The following is a 21,536-nucleotide window of genomic DNA, read 5'->3' on the forward strand; positions in this document are numbered from 1 at the left end:
GGTGGGAAATTGGCTCTTTTGGGGTTTGCCTGTGTGTCGGCTTGTGTGAAGGGGCAAACCCCAAATGTGCCAATGTGGGCTGGCTAAAATTATTTTTTAAAATGTGCGGTGGGGAAATTTTTAAAACAAATGCGTTGGCTTTAGTGTCGGCAAAATGGTCTGGCGGTGTCGAGTTACAGCGAAATTGTCAACCGAGTTTTTGTCGTCCGAGAATTTATTTGGCAGTCAAAAGTCTGGTCGTTTTGGTGTCCGTCTTACGGTTGCACGGTCGTCTTTTAGGCTTGCTTATAACGTTTGTGTTTACGCATCAGTTGCATTAACCCTCTATTTAAGCAGGCTTTATGAAACTAATTGCCTTTATAGAAATAGTATAAAATTAATTCTAGTAAACAAGTATACAAATTAAATCTCCCACTAAATCCGGCTTTTACCTAAAACACGGAGGCACATAAACACTTTTGTAAAATCAATAAAGCCCAATCTCAAGTCCCAAAATCACCTGCGGCATCTCCTGCATCTGATATTTGGATTTGAACAAATCGGTAAAACGATAAGACGCCCAGAGGCTGATATGGCTATATCCGAATCTGGCAAACGCTTCAGCCTGTATTTTTTTTACGTAATCGAGATCGTCGACTTCGGTACGGGCGGTGCCATATCCTGTTTCATACTTATAGACTTCCGACATAGACAAACAATATTTTCCTGTTACTCCGAGATCTAAATAAGTTCCCATGAAATTACCTCTGTTCACATCGAAGTTAAACCGATTGAATTGTCCAAGCGAAACAGCCGACACATCAAAACGTCTGTCTTCAATCGGAGTTCCGTAAGGTGAAAGTGCTCCGGGTGCTCTTTTCAGTTTATAATTCGTAAAGTCGATTTGAAATTCCCAACCTAATGAATAGAGCGGACTGATCTTAAATTTTTTCCTGAGACCAAATCCCCATGAAACAGAATTGCCTGCAATAATTTCCTGTCTGTCTGAAACCGGAAGCACAAATCCGAATTTTATCAACCCTTGTGTGAATTTTTCCTGATTGGGTCCTTTATCGTATTTCTTTTCGAGAGCTCTGTCGTAGTTTAATAAAACAGTTTGTGCCCGTGCAGAAACTGCGTTTAGAATAAAAATCAGGAATAAAATTTGTGTTAGCTTTTTCATTCTTATTTAATTTCTTCAGATTCTAATTTTGGAAAATCCAGTTTGCTGGTATAGCCTTCAAAATGAACTGTAACTTCATCGCCTTCGTTAAAATCCTGCGCCTGCAGGTTCAGCATTTCTTTTCTACCGGCAAGAAAAACAGTATACGATTTTACTGATCCGTATTTATCTGTTACTTTATAGAAAAGATTTCTTTGAGCATTATAACCTAATGCGATTTCCTGGTCGGGATAAGAATACTTTTCGCGGAGGACAACTTTTATCTGATCATTCACAATTACGAAATCAAATGTAGGCTCTATCGTTCTGGTCGTGTCAGTAAAATATTTCGCTTGAGGAATTCCGTAGCCATGTGCATAATCAAAATATGGATAAAGATGTCCGCTCTTTTCAATCTCGCGAAACAATTGCATGTTTGAAAGTGATCTGTTCGTCTGCCAGGCGCATGCTGCAAATCCTGCAACCAAGGGAGCAGAGAATGATGTTCCGAAAGCCTCCTTTATACCGCTAACGCTTGCTGCTATGATATCTGCGGGTGCAGTTACATTTGGTTTCAGACGTCCATCACTTGTTGGACCAAATGAACTGAAATAAATATGTAGGTCGGTTCCGGGATCTGTGCCACCTACTGCCAAAACACTATCAGCATCAGCAGGTGTATCGATGTAGTGCCAGTTGTCGCGAGCTTCATTTCCCGCTGAATTTACAACCAGAATTCCTTTCGATGCAGCAACTGTAGCTGCCATTGCGATGAGACTATTCCGGCCATTCATTTCATCGTTGAAATATCTGTTGTATGTATATCCTAATGAACTGCTGATAATATTCGCACCATTTTTATCTGCCCATTCAGCTGCTACCAGCCAATTCTCTTCTTCGCTAATGGTTTCTGAAAAAACTTTTTCTGTTCTTGCCAGCAACACTTCTGCACCTGTAGCGAGTCCGATCTTAACAGTATCGAGCTCACCAACAATACATGAGAGAGCGGCGCTTCCATGCCAATGGCTGACGAAAACGTCTTCTTTCTTTCTTACAAAATCATAAGTAGCAATGATCCGTTTCTCATTTCTCAATTTAGTGAATACGCTATTTTCATCTGCTCCTTTAAAACCGGCATCCAATACTGCTATACGAATCCCCTTTCCATCGATGTTTCTTTCGTTGAAAAGCTTGCCACCCAAACGATCTGTCTGATAATGTAAGAGCGCACGATTGTATGTGTTTAGATCTTTCGACTCTTCTGTTTTAAAGGCTAAAACAACTTGTCCGTTCATTTCGCGAACAGAAGAAACAAAAGGCAGTGCTTTGATGGATTCAATTCTATCTGGAGAAGTATACGCTGCTATTCCATTTAACCACCTGCTGGAATAACTTTCAGAATCGCTTAATAAAAGTACTTGTGAACAGTAATTTTCGTTGACCGGAAAATCTTTTTCATCGCAAAGATTCAATCCTTGTGACAACCTTTGGTCAATCGTTCGTTGAGAAAAATAAGCGTATGGATCGAATTCCACACCTGATTTGTCAGTAAAACTTATCCAATATTTTTCAGCAAATAGATTCCGTGAATGAATAAGCAGAATAATGACAATTACATATTTCAGTCTGTTTGCCATTCATTATCTTGTTTCAGGAAAACTTTTTTGTCCACTTAAGAATATTTACTACACGTGTTCCATCTTCATATGTATCACCAAATTTTATGCGGAGGTAATCATCAGGGAAGTCATAGGTGTATTCCATTTCCTGGCCTTTACTGATGATTGCTTTTGCCTTTGAATACTGTTTGATCTCGGGGAAATAATTTTTGTATAGATACACACCTTTCACATCAGTAGTTAAAAACTGCACATCGTATGATTCTCCGGTGAGATTGTATGATTCATAGCCGTCTTCTTTTTTAACGACAGCGACTTTCGCTGCCTTTGGATATTTACGGACATCGTACAAGGTATCATATCGATAAAATTCCTGGGTTGTGGAAACGTTCCAGATTCCTTCGATAGGATCAAGGGAATCTTTTCCTGAAACGAAGTAAGTGCGGAACGATTCTTCCGATAAAAGTTCCTGACCATTCGAATGAATGCTGATCAATAGTAGAAGTGCGGTAAATAGTTTTCTCACGATTTCAAAAATACACTTTTATTTATTACAAAGAGATAAAACAACGGCAATCCACAAACAGTTATGGGTGATAAGTTGAGGTTCTTGTTGCAAAAAAGAACCCACATTTACGCGGTTACGATTCCGGTTTTAAATTTTGTCCTTTGGCCATTTATCATTGCTGTCTGCCATGTGGTGGATAGTCGTGCAAGAGGGGAAATCGTGGGGCTTCTTGCCGGCGAAAGCGGCGTTTTTTTATTACATATCTATTCAACTTATTGGGTTTGCTTGTAAGCAAAGGCAGCGATTTTTTTTCGCGGCCCCCGGGGTAAAATATGTATAGTCTTGAACACCTAAAACAAAACTTTACTAATTACTTATTCAGCTTTATTCTTTCATGACGGTTGAGTAATTCCCACGCTGTTAAAAAAACCAACTGGGCTCTCTTTCTTAATAGTGGGAAGTTTATCTTTTCCAAAGTATCGCTTGGTTTATGATAGTCGGCATGGGTACCATTAAAATAAAAAATGACCGGAATATTATTTTTTGCAAAATTATAGTGGTCGCTTCTCTGATAGTATCTGTTGGGATCTTTATCATTATCAAAAGCTGAATCAAGTTCAAGTTTTGTAAATTCTGAATTCGTATTAAAATTGATTTGGGCAAGTTCTTTACTCAGGCGATCGGCGCCAATAAGATATATGTAGTCGGTGACTTTCAGACTATCATGCTTTTCGTCTGTTCTTCCGATCATATCTATATTCAGATTGGCTACAGTTTTTTCCAGAGGAACAATCGGATGTTTCACGTAGAACGAAGATCCGAGTAGTCCTTTTTCTTCTCCACTAACATTCATAAACAAAATACTTCTTTCCGGACCATGTCCTTCGTTTTTTGCTTTCTGAAAAAGTCGCGCCATTTCAAGAACTGCAGATGTTCCGCTTCCGTTATCATCAGCACCATAGTTTATCAGAGAATCTCTGATGCCTAAATGATCGTAATGAGACGAGATAACGATGTATTCATCTTTCTTTGATTTTCCTGAAACTATTGCCAGAACGTTTTCACCGACGAGAGATTTGGTTTCACTAATCATTTTAAGACTACACTCAACGATCTTGCTGATGATTTTCGGTTTGCCTTTTTTTTCAAGCTTCTTTATATATGCATCATACAGTTTTTTTTTATGGTGCGGTAGGAAGTTTTCTGCTGTATTCGGGCTTAAAAAAAGTATCGGAATTAATGAGCGACTTAGTTCGGAGGATAATAAAGAGTCGTTTTCGATGCGGTGAATAATTTCCGGAATGCTATCAACTACAATAAAAATAGTGGCGGGATTTTTTTCTTTTAAACTTTTTATATAGGGAATCAATTCTTGTCCGGACTCAGGAAGCGAAGAATCTTTTAGCTTTTCTTTCCATTCCGGTTTTTTCCAGCGGACTAAAATATTTTTTCCTGTTATGTTTTTTTCCTGGAAATCATTATAGGTATTACTTGAAATTCCAAAACCGGTGATCAGAATATTATTTAATATCAGAAAAGTGTCTTTAGGTGGACCAACATAATAGAAGTGATTATAGTAAATGAAATATTTACCATCGATCGCCAGATTTCTTCCTGTATTTGCCCTAATACTTAAAGAGTGTTTTTGAATTTGAACAGGAATTCCCCATCCGGAATATTTTGAGGCTAAAAAAGCGGCCGCTTTTTTCTGTCCGGGATAACCGGTTTCACGGCCTTCTAATGAGTCTGAGGCTAAAACAGATAGGTAAGATCTGATGGAATCTTCGGAAAGGGCATCGGCATAATCTTTTTTCAAAGACTGTGAAAATGCTGACTTCCGGGGGAAGAAATTTAAAAGTAAGAGTAAGTTAAAGAGTAGGAGTAAGTTTCGTAAACGCATACTTTGTTAACAAAGAGCTATTTTGTTTACACGGTTTTGATGCCTTCCGCCCTCGAAATCAGTTGAAATAAAGGTTGTTGTGAATTCTTTTGCCTCGTCTGGTGAAATAAAGCGAGCCGGTAAGCAAAGTACGTTAGCATTATTATGCTGACGAGCCAGCGATGCCAGATCATTTCGCCAGGCAATTGCTGCCCGAATCTGCTGATGTTTGTTTGCTGTAATAGCTACACCATTTGCGCTTCCGCACAACAAGATTCCAAGATCCATTTCGTTCTTTTCAATACTTTCCGCCAGTGGATGTACAAAATCGGGATAATCGACAGAGGTTTCAGAATTGGTTCCAAAATCCTTAACTTCATAACCTTCCGAAATAAGGAATTCTTTAACAATTTCCTTGTAAGCGAATCCTGCATGATCGCAACCTATTGCAATTCTGGGTGTTTTCATCGTATTTGAAATTAAGGGAAATGACTATATGCTTAATAACAAAAGTAGTATTTTGTTTTCAACATCATGGAAAAGTCAATAATTATAAAGCTGGAAATAAAGCGAGTGCAAAACAATTTATTAACAGTAATTTTGTGCATTCATTGTATAAACGGTTATTAAGATGTGAGAAGATTGTCTTGTTTTGTTCACTTGTTAATCGCCTTAATCAAATTAAAACAGCAGTCAAGGAAAAGATGTTAGAGTTGTATACCGACTTACGCACAAAATTCAGGGTGGTTATGAACCGGAGTGCTCTGACTTTTTATACAACGAGTCATTATTCACCACTTGTTAATATCTAAGGATGAATTTACAATTCAAACGATTGTGAAATGATAAAGTGTTCATTACTCAAATAAAAAAGTGTGTAACTCAGAAGTCAAGCAAAATGAAGTCGAATTACAAACAGTATGAACAGGCTAATAATAGTAGTAGATTTTATAAATTTAAAAAATAAAATATGTTATGATTACTATTGATGAAAAGTTGGATCGGGTAGGCAAGCGGGGATGGCTGGATGTGAAAGTTGATCCGACAATCGATATCTTTGCAGAGATCGCTCGACTGAAAAAAGAAAAAAATGCAATTATTCTCGCCCATTATTACCAAGATGCAGACATCCAGGATGTTGCTGATTTTATCGGAGACAGTCTCGGACTTTCGCAGGAAGCAGAGCGAACTGAAGCTTCGATCATCGTTTTCGCCGGTGTTCATTTCATGGCCGAAACGGCGAAAATTTTAAACCCAACCAAAAAAGTTGTTTTACCGGATCTGCGCGCAGGATGTTCACTCGCAGATGCTTGTCAGCCGGTTGACTTTGCAGCTTTCAAAGCAAAAAATCCTGATCACATTGTAATTTCGTATATCAATTGTTCTGCAGAGATCAAAGCTATGAGCGACATCATCTGCACCTCTTCAAATGCAATAGGAATCGTTAACAGCTTGCCTCCTGATCAGAAGATCATCTTTGCACCTGACAAGAACCTGGGACGTTACATCGTAAAGAAAACAGGCAGAGAGATGTTGTTATGGGATGGTGCATGTATGGTGCATGAGATCTTTTCTCTTGAAAAAATTACAAGACTGAAAGCAATGCATCCGAATGCTAAACTGATCGCTCATCCTGAATGTGAAACACCTGTTCTTGATGTTGCAGATTTTATTGGATCAACAACAGGATTATTGAATTACACAAAAAAGAGTCAGGATAAAGAATTCATCGTTGCAACTGAAACAGGAATTTTACATCAGATGATAAAAAATTCGCCCGATAAAACTTTCATTCCGGCTCCACCGAATAATGCATGTGCCTGCAATGATTGTCCGCATATGAAATTGAATACGCTTGAAAAATTATATTTATGTCTGAAAGAAGAACTGCCTGAATTACTGATGGACGAAGCGATCAGAGTAAAAGCATTAATTCCGATAAAAAGAATGTTACAAATTTCCAAAGATCTTGGATTGTAATTTTATTCAACTAAAAATAACACTATGAAATTCCGAATATTTTATATCTGTCTGTTTTTTTCTTTCATGAATGTTGTTGCTCAGGATACCGATTCTGCAGGCATCAGTAAATTTTATTATCCGAATGGAACTATTTCCAGTGAAGGCCGCTTGCTGAAAGGTAAACCGGATGGTTACTGGAAAAGTTATTTTGAAAGCGGAAGAATAAAATCAGAGGGTAACAGATTGAATTTTAAACTCGATAGTTTATGGAAGTTTTATAATGACAGCGGATTTGTTACTGCAGAATATAATTACAGAGAAGGATTGAAAGACGGACTTCAGAAAACTTATTATGAAAACGGAATCATTCAATCGGAAGAAATGGATTCCATGAGTGTGAAGCACGGACTTTTTAAATTGTATGATACAGAAGGAAAACTTTATAAAGTAATTCCATTTACAAGTGGTGTTGAAAACGGTCTGGCAAAGGAATACAGAAAAGACGGTGTGTTGATAACAGTGACAAATTATAGAAATGGTTATTTTCAAAAAGAAGAAAAAATAAACCGCATCGATAAAAATGGTTTACGTCAGGGACTTTATCGTGAGTATTTTGAAAATGATAAAGTAAAAACGGAGGGATTTTATAAAGACGATAAGAAAGACGGAATCTTTAAAGAATACAATGCAGAAGGTCGTGTGATAAAAAAGGAAGAATACAGGATGGATGTTTTGATTCCGACATTGGTAGAAGACAAAGAAAAGTTTGAAGTCAAGAGAAAGTATTATCCGACTGGTGCAACGAAGATCGTCGGCACTTACAAAAAAGGAGTTCCTGAAGGTGTGTTCAGAATGTATGATGAAAAAGGAAACATCGACAGCGCAAAAGTTTTTACTCAAGGAAAATTGCTTCGTGTAGGAAGAATGGATAACCAGGGATTAGAGCAAGGTGAATGGAAAGAATATTACGAAAGCGGACAGCTTCGTGCAATCGGAAATTATGTTGATGGAAAGCGTGATGGTATCTGGAAGTTTACCTATGAAAATGATTCTCTGGAACAGACGGGTGCATATGTAAAAGGAAAACCAAATGGTCCCTGGAAATGGTTTTATGCAGATGGTTCTGTGCGAAGAGAAGAAGTATATAAGAACGGACTGGAAGATGGTCTGATGAAAGAATATTCCAACGAAGGAATTGTAATGGCCGAAGGAAATTTTGTTGAAGGAAAGCAGGAGGGCGACTGGAAATATTCAATCGGTGAATATGTTGCTGAAGGAAAATTCATCGAAGGTCGTGAAGATGGAATGTGGAAACAGTTTTATGATGATGGCAAACTTGCTTTCGAAGGCGAATTTTTAGACGGACAAGAAACGGGAGTACATAAGTTCTATTGGGACAATGGCCGTATCCGCCAGATCCGTTCGTATCGGTTGGGATTACCTGATGGTGAATGGAAGACGTATGATGAGAATGGTGCTGAAGTTCTGAAAGAAACTTTTTCAAGCGGGAATTCGCGGAAGATAGAGGCGGAGGCGACGCCGGAGGGTGGGGAATAGTAGAATTAACACGGAGAAAAAGGAGAAAAAAAATAAGTTCACGGAGAGATAATTTCAGGATTCTATTTTCTTTTTATTTTGAAATAGATTTACCGGAGTTGAATGTTTCACGGGGAACCGAGTTGGTAAATTAAAGTGCGAAACTTTAATTTCTTTAAACACGGAGAACACTAAGAACACAATGAGAACACGGAATGACTTACAAGAAAGACTCTGTGAACCACTAATTTTTTTCTTTATGAACTCTGTGTTTTATTTTTAATGTTTCACGAGGAACACTCCATTCATAACTCAATAACCTTTTTATCGCTTTCATTCAGATTCATGATCGTGTATGAATTGATGTTGCATATCGTCATCAGATCAAAAACGTTTATTAAGTCATTATAGGATGAATTATCTGACGGCTTGATCAGGACAAAAACAGAGTCATTGACAATTTTATTTTTTTGCATTAAGATTTTACGAATTGAATTCGGTCCCTCTGAAAAAGTTGCCGGTAATGCCCTAGCTGCTTTGTCTTCAGCGCCCATGTACCATTTTAGTTTACGGTCGTTCATGATCAACAGGTTGAAGGCTTTTGATTCAGCGAGCAGAGTTGGGCTTTTGGTTGACTGATTATCGGGCATGATCAGATCAATGATCTTGTGACTCTTGAAAGTCGTTGTCATGATAAAAAAAGTCAGGAGTAAAAATGCAAGATCGACCATTGGTGTCATATCGATATGAGTGGAGGATCTTTTCTGACGAACTTTCCGGTGGCCGGAGGAAAGGTCTGTGTTGGTGGTTTGGATCTCTGACATGTTGTGGTTTATATGTTAGAGAAGAGTATTTAAAATTTCCATAAATTAAATGGAGGGAAAAGAAAAGGCGTGTGCTCGTATGTTTGAAAAAAATTTAACACAAGAACACTGCGCACAATAAGATCACGGATAAATTCCGTGCACTTTTGTCAACTTAGTGTTCTTGTGTTTAAATATATTGTTTCACGGGGAACAAAATGGTTGTTTCACAGAAACCTACCTTTTCTTTTTCCGATGATAACTATTTCCCCCTCTTAAAACCTTCACTGGTTTTTTGATCATGGTTACATCACCTTGTTCGGAGATGCGCGAGATCATTTTGAAATCGATTTGCTTGCGGAGGAGATCGCAACGCATGACCTGAATGCGGACGACATCGCCCATTGTGTATTTATGTTTTGTGCGTGAACCGATAACACAATAATTCGTTTCATCGAATTCATAAAAGTCATCATCCAGATCGCGGAGGCGGATCATACCTTCGCATTTGTTTTCTATGATCTCTACATACAATCCCCATTCAGTAACTCCGCTGATCACACCATCAAACTCTTCACCGACCTTGTCTTGCAGATATTCGACTTGTTTGTATTTTGTTGATGCGCGTTCTGCCTCTGATGCTTTGATCTCCATCTGCGTGCTGTGTTTGCATTGCTCTTCTAATAACGATGCATCAGCGCCTTTTCCACCAGCGAGATAATGTTCCAATAGACGATGAACGAGCACATCCGGATAACGGCGAATGGGCGAAGTAAAATGTGTATAATAATCAAAAGCCAGTCCGTAGTGGCCGATGTTTTCTGTTGTATAAACGGCTTTCGACATTGTTCGAATGGCAAGCGACTCAAGTACGTTCTGTTCTTTTTTGCCATGAACGTCTTTCATCAATCCATTCAATGAACTTGCAATTTCACGGTCATTACCGATCTTTAATGTATAGCCGAACTTCCTTGCAAAGCCAACAAAGTTTTCAAGTCTGTCGCTTACCGGTGAATCGTGAACACGATATACGAATGGTTTTTTCTCTACGCGAATTGTTTCTTCCTGATTACCTGATTTGTTTTTTCCTTCAGAAATAATGTCGTGTTTCTTTCCTACAAATTCTGCAACGGAACGATTGGCAAGCAACATGAACTCTTCGATGAGTTTATTGGCATCTTTACTTTCTTTCAGATAAATACCAAGCGGTTTTCCTTTTTCATCGAGACGAAAGCGGACCTCTACTTTTTCAAAAGCAATTGCCCCATCTTTGAAGCGTTCTTTGCGAAGTATTTTTGCAAGTCGATCCATTGTGAGTATCTCTTCTTTCAATGGGCCTTCACCTGTTTCAATAACCTCTTGCGCATCTTCATAAGCAAAGCGATGATCACTGTAGATTACAGTTTTACCGAACCATTTTTTTACAACTTCTGCATTGTCGTTCATTTCAAAGACTGCAGCGAAACAAAGTTTTTCCTCATGCGGACGAAGCGAGCACACGCCGTTTGATAATTTTTCAGGCAACATGGGAATTACACGATCGACAAGATAGATGGATGTGGCGCGGTAATATGCTTCTTTGTCAAGCTGAGATGTCGGTCTTACATAATGTGAAACATCAGCAATGTGTACTCCTATCTCGTAATTTCCGTTTGGTAATTTCTGTATTGAAAGTGCATCATCAAAATCTTTTGCATCGACGGGATCAATCGTAAATGTTGTGATCTTTCTGAAATCGCGGCGACGTTTGATTTCATCTTCAGGAATTGCCAATGGAATCTTTTCGGCCTCCTCTTCGACACGTTTCGGAAACTCCAGCGGGAAACCGTATTCAGACAAAATTGAATTCATTTCCACATCGTTCTCGCCCGGCCATCCTAGTATTTTAGTGATCTTTCCAATTTGATTCTTTGTGCCTTTTGGCCAGTCAACAATTTCTGCAATCACTTTTTGTCCGTGCTGAGCATTGTTGATCATGTTTTGTGGAATGAAAATATCCACTAACATTTTAGAACTATCGGGAACTACGAAAGCATATTTTCCCGAGAGCTGAACCATACCGGCGAATTCTGTCTTTGCGCGTTCAAGAATCTCAACAACTTCTCCTTCTATCCTTTGATTCCTGTGTCTGGCATAGAGATAGATCTTGACCTTATCGCCATGTAAAGCGTTTTTTACATTTTTAGGAGCGATATAAACATCGTCTTCATCGTTTTCACTTAGAATATACGCAGCTCCGCCATTTGTAATATCAATTATACCTTCCAGATAGGCATGTTTCGGTTTCAGTTGAAATTTTCCTCGCTCAGTTTCAATGACATCGCCTTTATCCTGGAGTTCAGCAAGAATAAACAGAATTTCTGTTTTCAGTTCACCGTTAAGGTCATCCATACTGGCATCGGGACCCTTCGTTTGACGAAGAAATTCAGTGAAAGCAGGTTTTATAATTCGGGTAAGCTGCTTGTAATTGTACAGCGTATTAGGGTGGCGGTTAAAACTCTTAAATATTTCCGCAAGTAAAAAAGTTCTTGACGGATCGTCGGCCTTTTTTTTGTTTTTACTCATCGTTTAGATAATCTCTGTTTTGGTCATTATTCATCAGGACCAACAACAATTTATTTTGTTAGTTTCACGTGACAACATAAAGTTACAGTTTCATACCGTAGAATGCCAACTCCGGCTAAATAATTATAACCCTTGCCCGTTAATAACCTTCAAAAAAATCTCTGTAATAATGCAACGAATGTGTGAAAAAAGCGTTTCATAACTTTTAAAATTCAGTTAAGTCTACGCTAACCGCAGACGTAAATTTACGAAGACCAACTAAACAATACCAATTAATACCAACCAAAACCAGAAAAAATGGAAAACAAGAATCAGGAACAAGGCAAGAACAAAGGCACGATATGGATCGTATTGTTGATCTTGTCTGCCGTTCTGAACATTTACCAGTGGAGAAACCACACAACATCGGTAAGCAACTACGAATCCAAAGTTGATACTCTCGTTGTAGAAAAAGTAAATGTGGAGCAGGAGTTGTCAGAAACAAAATCAGAATTGGAAAAATACCGCGGTATTTCTTCTAATCTTGACAGCTTGCTGAATGAGGCTCAGGCAAAGATCGACGAGCAAGCAAAAAAAATCAGAGGACTTGGCGCGAATGCTAAAAATTCAAAAGAGCTGAACGAGAAGCTGAAACAACAATTAGCAGATCTTCAGATGCTACGTGATGAATATCTTACGCGAATCGATTCGTTGTTGATGGCCAATAAACAATTGGTTAATGAGAAAGAAGAATTGACCAGCACAAATCAGAATCTAACAAAGAATCTTGAAACAACAGTTGCTACTGCATCGGTATTAAAATCAGAATACATTAAAGTTGCGACTTTCAAGAGAAAGGGAAATGGAAAATACACAGAGACAGCTCTTGCAAAACGTACTCATAAATTGAGCGTGTGTTTCGATGTACTGGACAATAAAATTGCTAAGACAGGTGACAAGACAGTTTATCTGAAGATCACTGAACCGGGTGGAAAACAGATCGGAAACAAGAGTACAGGTTCTGCATCATTCAAAACGTCGACTGGAGAAGAAGTAATGTATGCTGCTTCATCTACGCTTTCTTATACAGGTGTTAAACAAAATGTTTGTATGGATTACGAAGAGCAGGAAGACAAAATGTTTCCTCCGGGAACCTATATGGTTGAAGTGTACATTGACGGTGTATTAAGTGGCGCCGGCTCTGCTGTACTTCGGTAATTAGAAACAGAGATATTTTTTTTAAGAATGCACGGTCGGAAGGTCGTGCATTTTTGTTTTAGAGAGAATAAAACGCAGAGAAAAAATTAAACACAGAGAGACATAGAGAAAAAAAGGGAGAAAAAAGAGAAATATTTTATTCTCCTTTTTTCTCCCTTTTTTTCTCTGTGTTCTCTGTGTTAAATCACCCTGTTTACTTTTAGGATAAAACACTATAGAACCCCCAATAAGAAAACAAAACAATCAACACCAGGTAAACAACACTATTCAAAGTAAAAATCCATTTTGGAAAAAAAGCCCAGCTTGAATCTTTGAGAATTTTTCTGTTGATATTCAGAATGGGAATGATAAGCAGTAACAAAACGAATGGTATATATGATGCAACGCTTACAATAGAGAACGATCCATTGGAATATGGCGCGGGAAAGTAGTAGATGTTCATTTCTGTAGCTAACAGATAAATGTAATATGACATAGCAATGCTTAAAGGAATCATCAACGTACCGAAGATCGGGTAGGGCGTGCCTTTTTTCTTTAGAAAATGATAGACAGAAAAAATAACGGTTGATAAAAGAAAGAACATCAGACAAAGACCGAGAAAGATACTTAGTCCCGGACTATTCAACGGTGTTTTGAAGTCCTTTAGGTCTTGAAACTCCGCATTAGCAGGAAACAAAGCAGGAATTTCTAATGAATGATCTCCTTTAGCAAGCTCGTCTTTCAGAACGAATTTGATTTGTTTATCGTAGTCATGATAGAAGTTCAGGTATGTAATACCCGCATTCAAATCCAGGATAGAAGTTAACAATGTGCCATCGCCATGTTTTTGCCTGCACACATGCATTGTATCGGAAAGAGCTGTGCAAAATGCCAAAGACGTATCGATTTTGTTTTCAAGGAAAGCGGAACCATTTTTATATCGCGCTTGTTTGATGCTTTTGAAATCTTTAATTGTAGATGGACAGAAATTCGCCAGGACATATTTCGGGTCATTTCCTAAAGTTAATTCGTAGGGTTCGACTACAAGATATTTTCCGGATTTATCCACATAGAAAAACACATCGTTACTAAGGGTGCTGTGATCATATTTTTCGATATAGATTTTAACCTCCTCAACAGTTTTACAAGTATGTAAAATGTCTTTTAAATAATTCGTACGACTTGTGATTTGTTTTTTATCCGAAAAGTCACGTTTATTATCTGGAGTGGCAGTTGCCAGAGTCACAAAGGCAAGTCCGAATTCGTTCATGCCGGTTTGAGGAACAAAACCAAACTCATCAGTTCTTGCTCCGGAAAAAGCTGTCCCATAGCCACGGGTTTCGAACCAGATTCTGGGAGTTTCAAACCAGGTGTCGTAGTTGCTGCCGACCATGGTTTTGTCACCTACTGTTACTTTGTAAGTGCTGCATGAATGTACGTCGTTGGCAATGGTAATTAAAGTTATGAATAGAAAAAATCCCGCCAGATATTTAATCACGATGTCTATGTTTAGTAAGAGCTTTTAACGAAAACGGTATTTTAATATTTAACATTTTGTAAATTATTGATGAGATTTCCTTATTTTCTCTTGACAAGGAATTGTCTACAAATTAGAACAAATTAAACGAAAGCGTCAAATAAATAATTAGAAAGCTCAATCTGCATCATCTTCCTTCTTTGAAGAATCTTTCTTTTTGTTTTCTTTTTTATCTGATTGAATTACATCACGGACTTTTTTCATTTCATTTTTATCCAATCTTTTATTTGAACGTCCATTCATTCTAATGTCGTGTTCGTTTCCGCTTTTGTGACAAGAAACACAATCGGAAATATTTAAAATTCCCTCTTCACGGTGTTCTTCAATCATTTTGTTTTCTGAGTGTTCATGACAACCATAACATGAATAGGATTTAAAATTATTATTTGTATGACAGGTGTTACATTTTACATCGTGATCTTTGTCAAGAACAAAATAATCCGAATGATCAAAAGTAGACGGTTTCCACTTATCCGTAGAATGACATTTATCGCAGTTGTCTTTGAGTGAAGCATGAAACGAATCATCAGGACGCGAATGACACGTTGCACAATTATTTTTCTCTGTTGCTGTGATCATATCGTGATTGAACGTCCCTTCAAATTTCCATCCTGAAGTATTGTGACAATCTTTACAGGAACCAGATAACAGACTGTGGAGCTTATCTGTTGGTTTATTGTGACAAGCATTACAGTTGCTGATTACTGCTTCTGTTAAAAGATCATGCTTGAAATCGCTCAATGAGCTTTCCGGCATTTTTCCTTTGTGATCTGTATGACATGCTGTACATTTTTGATCAGAAAGATTTTCATGAAACAAAACTTTACTATTAATGACGTCTTTTCCTTTTATCGTATCTTTTCCTATTTCGGATAATTTATGGCAGGCGATACATTTAGCATTTGAAACACCTTTAAATGGAATGTGACAAGACAGACATTTTTGATTCAATGATTGATGGCCTTCAACCAATTCTCCGGGACTGATTGTTGAATGCGGAAAAAAATACATTAGTCCAATGCAAACGATTACTATTGCAAATGCAATCGTCTTTTTCATTTTGTAAAGATCAGTATTGATATAATATGTAAAAGAGATAGAGCAGCAAGGACCATGGCAATAGGCATATGTACCTGACGCCATTTTTTCATTGTATTAACTGTCAGAGAATCGAAGTGGAGTTTCTTTTCTATTTGATCCGGATTTAGTCCTTCTATAATGAGGCTTTGCTTTCTTTCTTTGAGCGATTCATTTGCTTTTTTCAATAAAAACTTTCCGATGAGGCCGCTTGCGACAACTATTAATAGCATGAAAATAGCCAACCATGGGATCAAAGCATTGAAGTGTATTCCCGCATGAACAAGAAGCATTACAGAACCTGACCAGGCAAGATATTCATGCAGAGCTAAAAGTTTTTTTGGAGAACCGGATTGAATTATTTTTCTTTTCCTTAATGAGTATATGAATGAAAATAAAATAACTGCCGTTCCAATTATTCCTAACCTCCGGCCAATATATATCATGTCTAGTTTATGAAGAGCATAATCCACCAGAATTGCCAGCAAGATCATTAACCCATACCATTGAAAGAAGGGCAAAACATATTTTACAAACAAAGGTTTCATATCATGCAGCACTCAATTACTCAAATGTCGTAATTGAATATAATACTGACTATGATGATGGTCATTAAACCGGATAACAATCTATAAAACCACAACCTTCATTTGATAAGAATGGGTATCCGAATAAAGAAAAAGAAAATAAACTCCGGGAGTTGCTTCATCAATTGTTATGTGCAATTCTGAAATTCCGGGAATGAGATTTAATTTTTTTTGCCTGACAACTTTTCCAAAACCGTCAACAATTGTAAGGCTTGCATCAACAACAGTTTCCGAATTTACTCTGACATTAAAATTGCCGTCAGAGGGATTTGGAAAAGCTACAAGATTGATGATATTGCCCGAAAGTTCGTTGACAGATAACGTAAGGGACTGATCCATTTGCTGCATGCCCAGCGTCAGCATATAGTTTCCGGTGATCATTGTTGAGGAGAACGGTTCACCGATTGTATATTCAAGTGTATTTCCTGTTCCACCGGATGTTACAAGAGCAGATCGGGTGATCTGTTGCGACACAGCAGGTCCATGAATGCATGCAACAAGGAATGCAAGGATGACAATATTGCGATAAGTGAAATTCATATTAGTAAACTTTATAACCGGAGAAAATACATGGCAATCCATTTGCTATTGTAGCACCAGCTGATTGGTTGTGAAAAATCCGGACCTTGACCGTTTGACCGGCTTGCAAATACAGTTGATCAGAAAACTTAGAATTTAGAACTGCCATATCGCAAAAATAATCTTGTTGATGATCTAAGGCCACTGTTCCTGTTATAAGATATGTAGACACACGTGTACATGCAGAAAAAGGATTCCAAAAGATACTGACGTTGAATTGATATACACCCGCTTCAGGAGCTGTGAATCCGGATGAGTCAGCACCATTCCCATCATTGTATTCAATAGCGCCCAATTGCAATGGTGTTGCTGATCCAACACCAACTGTTACGGGAATTATATTTGCACGAAATCCAATTTTCGTTCCCGAAGTTTTAGAATGTAGTGCATATGGAACACTGAGCATTTGTGTAATCCCCATTTGTACAAAGGCTGAACCATTGTTTGTGTCCAGCTCAACAGATAAGTATTTGTCAGCGTTTCCCCAATCGATCTGATCGAAAGTACCTGAAACAAGAACCCCTTGTCCAACATTTACAGTGAACAATCCAAGCAAGCTTGTTGTGGTGGAGTGTGTTTCTGAGTATACAACCGGTCCTGTTGCAGAACTATCGAGTATACTTAACCGAAGAGAAATAGCCCTGTTACTTAATATATTTCCCAGTGAATTTCTTGCTGCTCCCTGAAAGGGTATAGCTTGGGGTTGAGCAAAGGAAGTTATTGTAAAAGTTATTAATAACAATAGCGTAGAAAATAAATTTTTCATTTTGTTTTGTGGATTTGTAACGAATGTAATTAAATTATAATTGAATGGCGCATTGTGCTCAAATATTTATTTATTCCGTGTAAATTTATTATTGTTTGAAAATTTCGTTAATTTATTAATGTTACTCCGGTCATATCTGCCATGTTGTTTTTCAAAAAGGCATAAGTAATTTTGTCCACGTTACAATTTATAAATTTGACTTTTTTAAACCGATCATTATTTTTGAAAAAAGTATTTAGTATTGTGGCGTTTTGAAATTTAACCCCATAGAAAGAACAGTTTTCAAAATGACAGTCCTCAAAAGTTCCTTCAAAAATAATGTTACTAAGATTTGTATTATTGAAAATTGTAAGTTTCCAAACAGCATTTTTGACATCGTTGCTCTCGAAATTCAGGCCCAATATTTTTGCTGCCGAAAAATCAGCTTCTGTGAAATTACATTTTTCAATATTGTTTTTATAAAGCTCGGCGTCTATGAATGAACATTTGACAAATTGATTTTTTGATAAATTGGAAGATTGAATTTTACTACTACTCAGGTCTGAGAATGAAAAATCACATTGTTCAATGTTATTCTTTCCAAGAACAAGTCCGGAGAGATCGGAATGCATGAATTTGCAGTTCTTCATATTTGACGAACTGAATTTTTCTTTCAGATTCTTTAATCCCGAAAAGTCAGCATCAGTCCAGTTTCCCTGCGACATGTCCCAATTCAATTCGAATTTTTTAACCGGCTCTTCTACCTTGTTTGGGATTCTTGGTTCATCGGCGCTGCCTGATGTGGGAGTAACAATGTTGTCGTTTTGAGCACTGTCTGAAAAATAGTTCAAGTCAACGCCGAAAATGTCTGCCAGACGGTTTAGGGTTGTAATGTCAGGCATTGATTCCCCCCGTTCCCATTTACCAACGGCTTGTGAACTAATAGATACTTGCTGAGCAAGATCAGCTTGGGAGAGATTGATTTTTTTCCTTGCTGTGGCAATTTTATTGCCGAGTGATTTAGAATTTAACATCTTTTTTTGTTTTAAATTGATGTTGCAAAGTTATTTTGCCCGATGAACAAAATGCAAATCCATTCTGCTACTTATAGTTGTAATTGCACAACCATCAGTAGTTTTTTGACAATATTAAGTTGTTTTAAGGAGAAGGGAGAATAAAAAGCAACAAACGAAAAGTTTTCTTTTAAAGCGACAGCTTCCGGGCAATCCGGAAATCCATTGAATCCCGGTAAATGCAGTGTTTAATTTTCAGGTTTTAATATAATGTTTTCTGTGGAAGAATCAAGTTCAAGTCGCCCATCCTCATGCAGTGTATAATGATATTCAAAGGAGTTTCCGTCGTCGGTAATCACAGTAACCCGAGTTTCATCTTTGTGATATTTATATGTCTGAGCCTCAAAAAGCGAATCAGCCGGAGTGACAACTAAACTTTGATCGCTTTTGAAATCATATATACTTCCGGTAATATCAACATGCCAACCGGGCTGCTTGTTTAGGATATCGACAATTTTCCACTTTCCAATGATTGCGGATTTTCCTGTTTCTGTTAATTTAAAAAATCGCTCGCTGGTGGGATATTTATTATAATTAGAATCGAGGCGAACGAAAGCAAAATCTACAATACATGTCCCGGCTGAACTTTGAACGGCTGAAAATGCGCACAAAAATACAAAGATGAAAAAGATGACAGGTTTCAAAATAATTATTTCTTTTTTGATTTAGGATTCAGATTTTTCTCATACATCTCGATCCATTCCTTTGAACTCATTTTTTTCATTAATTCACCAATGAGTTTATAAGGAATTTCATCCATCTTTTTAAACCGAACGCAACTCTTGCCCATGTCAAGTTTTTGTTTGCTGTGCTTTGGATATTCACTAACAAACCATTTTAGCAATTTAGGATCAGCATAAATTCCCATGTGATAGAAATTAATGGATCCTTTCTGTGAAGCGATTCCGGCAAACGGAAGAGGCTCTTCAGGTTTGCAATGATAACCGGCAGGATATAACTTGTGCGGAACAACATAACCTAGTCCACCATAACTAATCGCAGGCTCAAATCCTTTTGGCAGATTTTTAACTATTACTTCGTGAAGTTTGTTGAATGGTTCAACTCTGTCTTCCGGAAGGTTGATTAAAATTTCATTAACGGTCTTGCCTTGGGCTTTCATGGGAATTATTTATAGTTCAAATATACAAATGAATCTATACTACTAAAACGGTAAATGCGGATTAAAAATCCGCAGCTCGAATGCAAAGGATTGAAAATCCTTCGCAACGGGGGATTGAAAATCCACAGCTTGAAGCAAAGGATTGAAATTCCTTCACAGCGGGAAATCCTTCGCAGCTGATATTTTTATTTTGTCCAGGGCTCTTTTAATTTGGCATCCATAATTTTTTGGCCATCATAAATACTTAGTCCTTGCCAGCTTCCAAACCAGACTTGTTCTTTGTTGTCTTCTAAAATACTTAACGTAACATTGGAAGTTAAGCCATTTTCAGTTGTGAATCGCGTGAAAGCAGAACCATCATAGCAGTAAACACCAGCTCCTTCGGCCGTGAACCAAATATTTCCCCGGCTGTCTTCGCAAAAATTATAGGTTTCTACACCTTCAATAATTCCATCTTTCGTAAAGTTGGTGTACGTTGTGCCATCATATTTACTGACACCACCATAAAAAGTTCCGATCCAAATATTTCCTTTTTTGTCTTCCAAAATATCTGCAGTATTATTGTCGGTTAGCCCATTCTTATTTGTTAAATGTGTAAACTCGCCATTCTTGTATTTGAAAATCCCATTACCATCGGTAACAAGCCACATCGTTCCATTTTTATCTTCAACAAATTTTAAAACCAATTTATCGGAAAGCATAGGTTTTGGATCTTCCACTTTTGTTTCAGGCAATAGAAAAGGAGTAAACTTTTTTCCATCAAAGTGACTAACTCCGCCTATCGACCCAACCCAAATGAGTCCTGTGTTGTCAATTTCTAGACCCCAAATTTCTTCATTTTGCAATCCAACTTCTGTGGAGAATACTGTAAACTTTTCTCCATCATATTTTATAAGTCCGGAAGATGTTCCAAACCAGATATTGCCAACCTTATCTTCAACAATTTCTCTAACCGAAAACCATTTTCGTATTTGTTCAATGGTAACATTTTCAAGTTTCTGACCATCGTATAGTATAATCCCATCAGTATTAGTTCCAAACCAATAGTTTCCTTTTTTATCCTGGTACATTGTCCTTACAAACTCCGATACCATTCCATTTAAATTGGTGTGAATTTGCGGAAACGTTGTGTTTTGATTTAGATTACTTGACCGATTGTTAGTTCCAATTTCTGTTTTATCATCAACCGGTTTTTCTTTCACCTGTCCTGAGCAAGATGACATTTGACAAACCCAAACAAAGAGAAATATATTTTTTATTGTAGAAATTTTCTTGCTGGCAATGTTTGTCATGTTGTTGGATTTATGATTCTTGAAAACGTTTGAATTAGCATACCCAAGTACATAAGAGGCAATGTTGATTTTGAAGTAATACAATTATAAACATAAAACGTCAATCATGGATGGGTGTGGATTAAAAATCCACAGCTCGGGAGCAAAGGATTGAAAATCCTTCGCAGCTGAAATTCTATTCCTCAAAAACGAGAGGACATACATTGGGTGCTAACTTTATGACATTCTCGGCTGAATTTTCGCCAATATTCATAAACAACCAATTGCTCCCGTTTTCGGAAATTGCAATCAATTTACTTTTAAAACTGAAGTCACGGGACGGCATCGACATAAAGGT

The 21,536-nt window shown here is 37.6% G+C and carries 19 protein-coding genes; 3 read left to right on the top strand and 16 right to left on the bottom strand.

Translation table 11 applies throughout. The annotated features are described in order from the left end of the window. Window positions 1–466: 466 nt before the first annotated feature. The 5 genes from IPL24_16425 to rpiB all read right to left on the bottom strand — a co-directional run bounded on the left by IPL24_16425 (window position 467) and on the right by rpiB (window position 5,615). Window positions 467–1,162 carry a hypothetical protein gene (locus IPL24_16425; GenBank protein ID MBK8365189.1) on the bottom strand — a complete coding sequence of 232 codons (696 nt, stop codon included), beginning with the start codon at window positions 1,160–1,162 and terminating at the stop codon, window positions 467–469. Between the two features lie 2 nt (window positions 1,163–1,164). Next, entirely contained in the window at window positions 1,165–2,778 is a 1,614-nt protein-coding gene (locus tag IPL24_16430; protein ID MBK8365190.1) for a S8 family serine peptidase, read from the bottom strand. A gap of 13 nt (window positions 2,779–2,791) precedes the next feature. Further along, complete coding sequence (locus IPL24_16435; protein ID MBK8365191.1) at window positions 2,792–3,286, bottom strand: hypothetical protein; 495 nt, start codon at window positions 3,284–3,286, stop codon at window positions 2,792–2,794. Window positions 3,287–3,638: 352 nt separating this feature from the next. Then, window positions 3,639–5,084 carry a M28 family peptidase gene (locus IPL24_16440; GenBank protein ID MBK8365192.1) on the bottom strand — a complete coding sequence of 482 codons (1,446 nt, stop codon included), beginning with the start codon at window positions 5,082–5,084 and terminating at the stop codon, window positions 3,639–3,641. A 90-nt stretch (window positions 5,085–5,174) separates the two neighbouring features. Then, window positions 5,175–5,615, bottom strand: coding sequence for a ribose 5-phosphate isomerase B (rpiB, locus tag IPL24_16445; protein ID MBK8365193.1), 441 nt, complete (start codon window positions 5,613–5,615; stop codon window positions 5,175–5,177). A gap of 507 nt (window positions 5,616–6,122) precedes the next feature. Between rpiB and nadA the strand changes: the two genes are divergently transcribed. Together nadA and IPL24_16455 are read left to right on the top strand one after the other, a co-directional pair. Beyond that, on the top strand, window positions 6,123–7,127 hold the full coding sequence (gene nadA / locus IPL24_16450; protein ID MBK8365194.1) for a quinolinate synthase NadA: 1,005 nt from the start codon (window positions 6,123–6,125) through the stop codon (window positions 7,125–7,127). A gap of 24 nt (window positions 7,128–7,151) precedes the next feature. Further along, window positions 7,152–8,666, top strand: coding sequence for a hypothetical protein (locus IPL24_16455; GenBank protein ID MBK8365195.1), 1,515 nt, complete (start codon window positions 7,152–7,154; stop codon window positions 8,664–8,666). A 284-nt stretch (window positions 8,667–8,950) separates the two neighbouring features. Here the strand turns inward: IPL24_16455 and IPL24_16460 are convergent, their stop codons facing one another. Together IPL24_16460 and rnr are read right to left on the bottom strand one after the other, a co-directional pair. Next, window positions 8,951–9,469, bottom strand: a complete 519-nt coding sequence (locus IPL24_16460) for a biopolymer transporter ExbD (GenBank protein MBK8365196.1) — start codon at window positions 9,467–9,469, stop codon at window positions 8,951–8,953. 216 nt (window positions 9,470–9,685) lie between these two features. Continuing rightward, window positions 9,686–12,013, bottom strand: coding sequence for a ribonuclease R (gene rnr, locus IPL24_16465; protein MBK8365197.1), 2,328 nt, complete (start codon window positions 12,011–12,013; stop codon window positions 9,686–9,688). Between the two features lie 297 nt (window positions 12,014–12,310). Between rnr and IPL24_16470 the strand changes: the two genes are divergently transcribed. Beyond that, entirely contained in the window at window positions 12,311–13,210 is a 900-nt protein-coding gene (locus tag IPL24_16470) for a hypothetical protein (protein MBK8365198.1), read from the top strand. A gap of 199 nt (window positions 13,211–13,409) precedes the next feature. Here the strand turns inward: IPL24_16470 and IPL24_16475 are convergent, their stop codons facing one another. From IPL24_16475 to IPL24_16515, 9 genes are all read right to left on the bottom strand, one after another. Then, window positions 13,410–14,687: a hypothetical protein gene (locus IPL24_16475; protein MBK8365199.1), complete on the bottom strand. Its 1,278-nt coding sequence runs from the start codon at window positions 14,685–14,687 to the stop codon at window positions 13,410–13,412. A 156-nt stretch (window positions 14,688–14,843) separates the two neighbouring features. Then, window positions 14,844–15,785: a class III cytochrome C family protein gene (locus tag IPL24_16480; GenBank protein MBK8365200.1), complete on the bottom strand. Its 942-nt coding sequence runs from the start codon at window positions 15,783–15,785 to the stop codon at window positions 14,844–14,846. Beyond that, window positions 15,782–16,351, bottom strand: a complete 570-nt coding sequence (locus IPL24_16485) for a hypothetical protein (GenBank protein MBK8365201.1) — start codon at window positions 16,349–16,351, stop codon at window positions 15,782–15,784. The genes IPL24_16480 and IPL24_16485 overlap by 4 nt, the downstream gene beginning before the upstream one ends. Before the next feature lie 81 nt (window positions 16,352–16,432). Continuing rightward, complete coding sequence (locus IPL24_16490) at window positions 16,433–16,930, bottom strand: T9SS type A sorting domain-containing protein (GenBank protein ID MBK8365202.1); 498 nt, start codon at window positions 16,928–16,930, stop codon at window positions 16,433–16,435. Window position 16,931: 1 nt separating this feature from the next. Next, on the bottom strand, window positions 16,932–17,735 hold the full coding sequence (locus IPL24_16495) for a hypothetical protein (protein MBK8365203.1): 804 nt from the start codon (window positions 17,733–17,735) through the stop codon (window positions 16,932–16,934). 107 nt (window positions 17,736–17,842) lie between these two features. Next, window positions 17,843–18,748: a pentapeptide repeat-containing protein gene (locus IPL24_16500; GenBank protein ID MBK8365204.1), complete on the bottom strand. Its 906-nt coding sequence runs from the start codon at window positions 18,746–18,748 to the stop codon at window positions 17,843–17,845. A 227-nt stretch (window positions 18,749–18,975) separates the two neighbouring features. After that, window positions 18,976–19,431: a hypothetical protein gene (locus IPL24_16505; GenBank protein ID MBK8365205.1), complete on the bottom strand. Its 456-nt coding sequence runs from the start codon at window positions 19,429–19,431 to the stop codon at window positions 18,976–18,978. Between the two features lie 5 nt (window positions 19,432–19,436). Continuing rightward, a complete protein-coding gene (locus IPL24_16510) occupies window positions 19,437–19,907 on the bottom strand; it encodes a DUF1801 domain-containing protein (GenBank protein MBK8365206.1) in 471 nt (156 codons plus the stop codon). A gap of 185 nt (window positions 19,908–20,092) precedes the next feature. Then, on the bottom strand, window positions 20,093–21,130 hold the full coding sequence (locus IPL24_16515; GenBank protein MBK8365207.1) for a hypothetical protein: 1,038 nt from the start codon (window positions 21,128–21,130) through the stop codon (window positions 20,093–20,095). Window positions 21,131–21,536: the final 406 nt, after the last annotated feature.

This window comes from Bacteroidota bacterium, from assembly GCA_016711505.1.
Lineage (GTDB): Bacteria > Bacteroidota > Bacteroidia > AKYH767-A > 2013-40CM-41-45 > JADKIH01.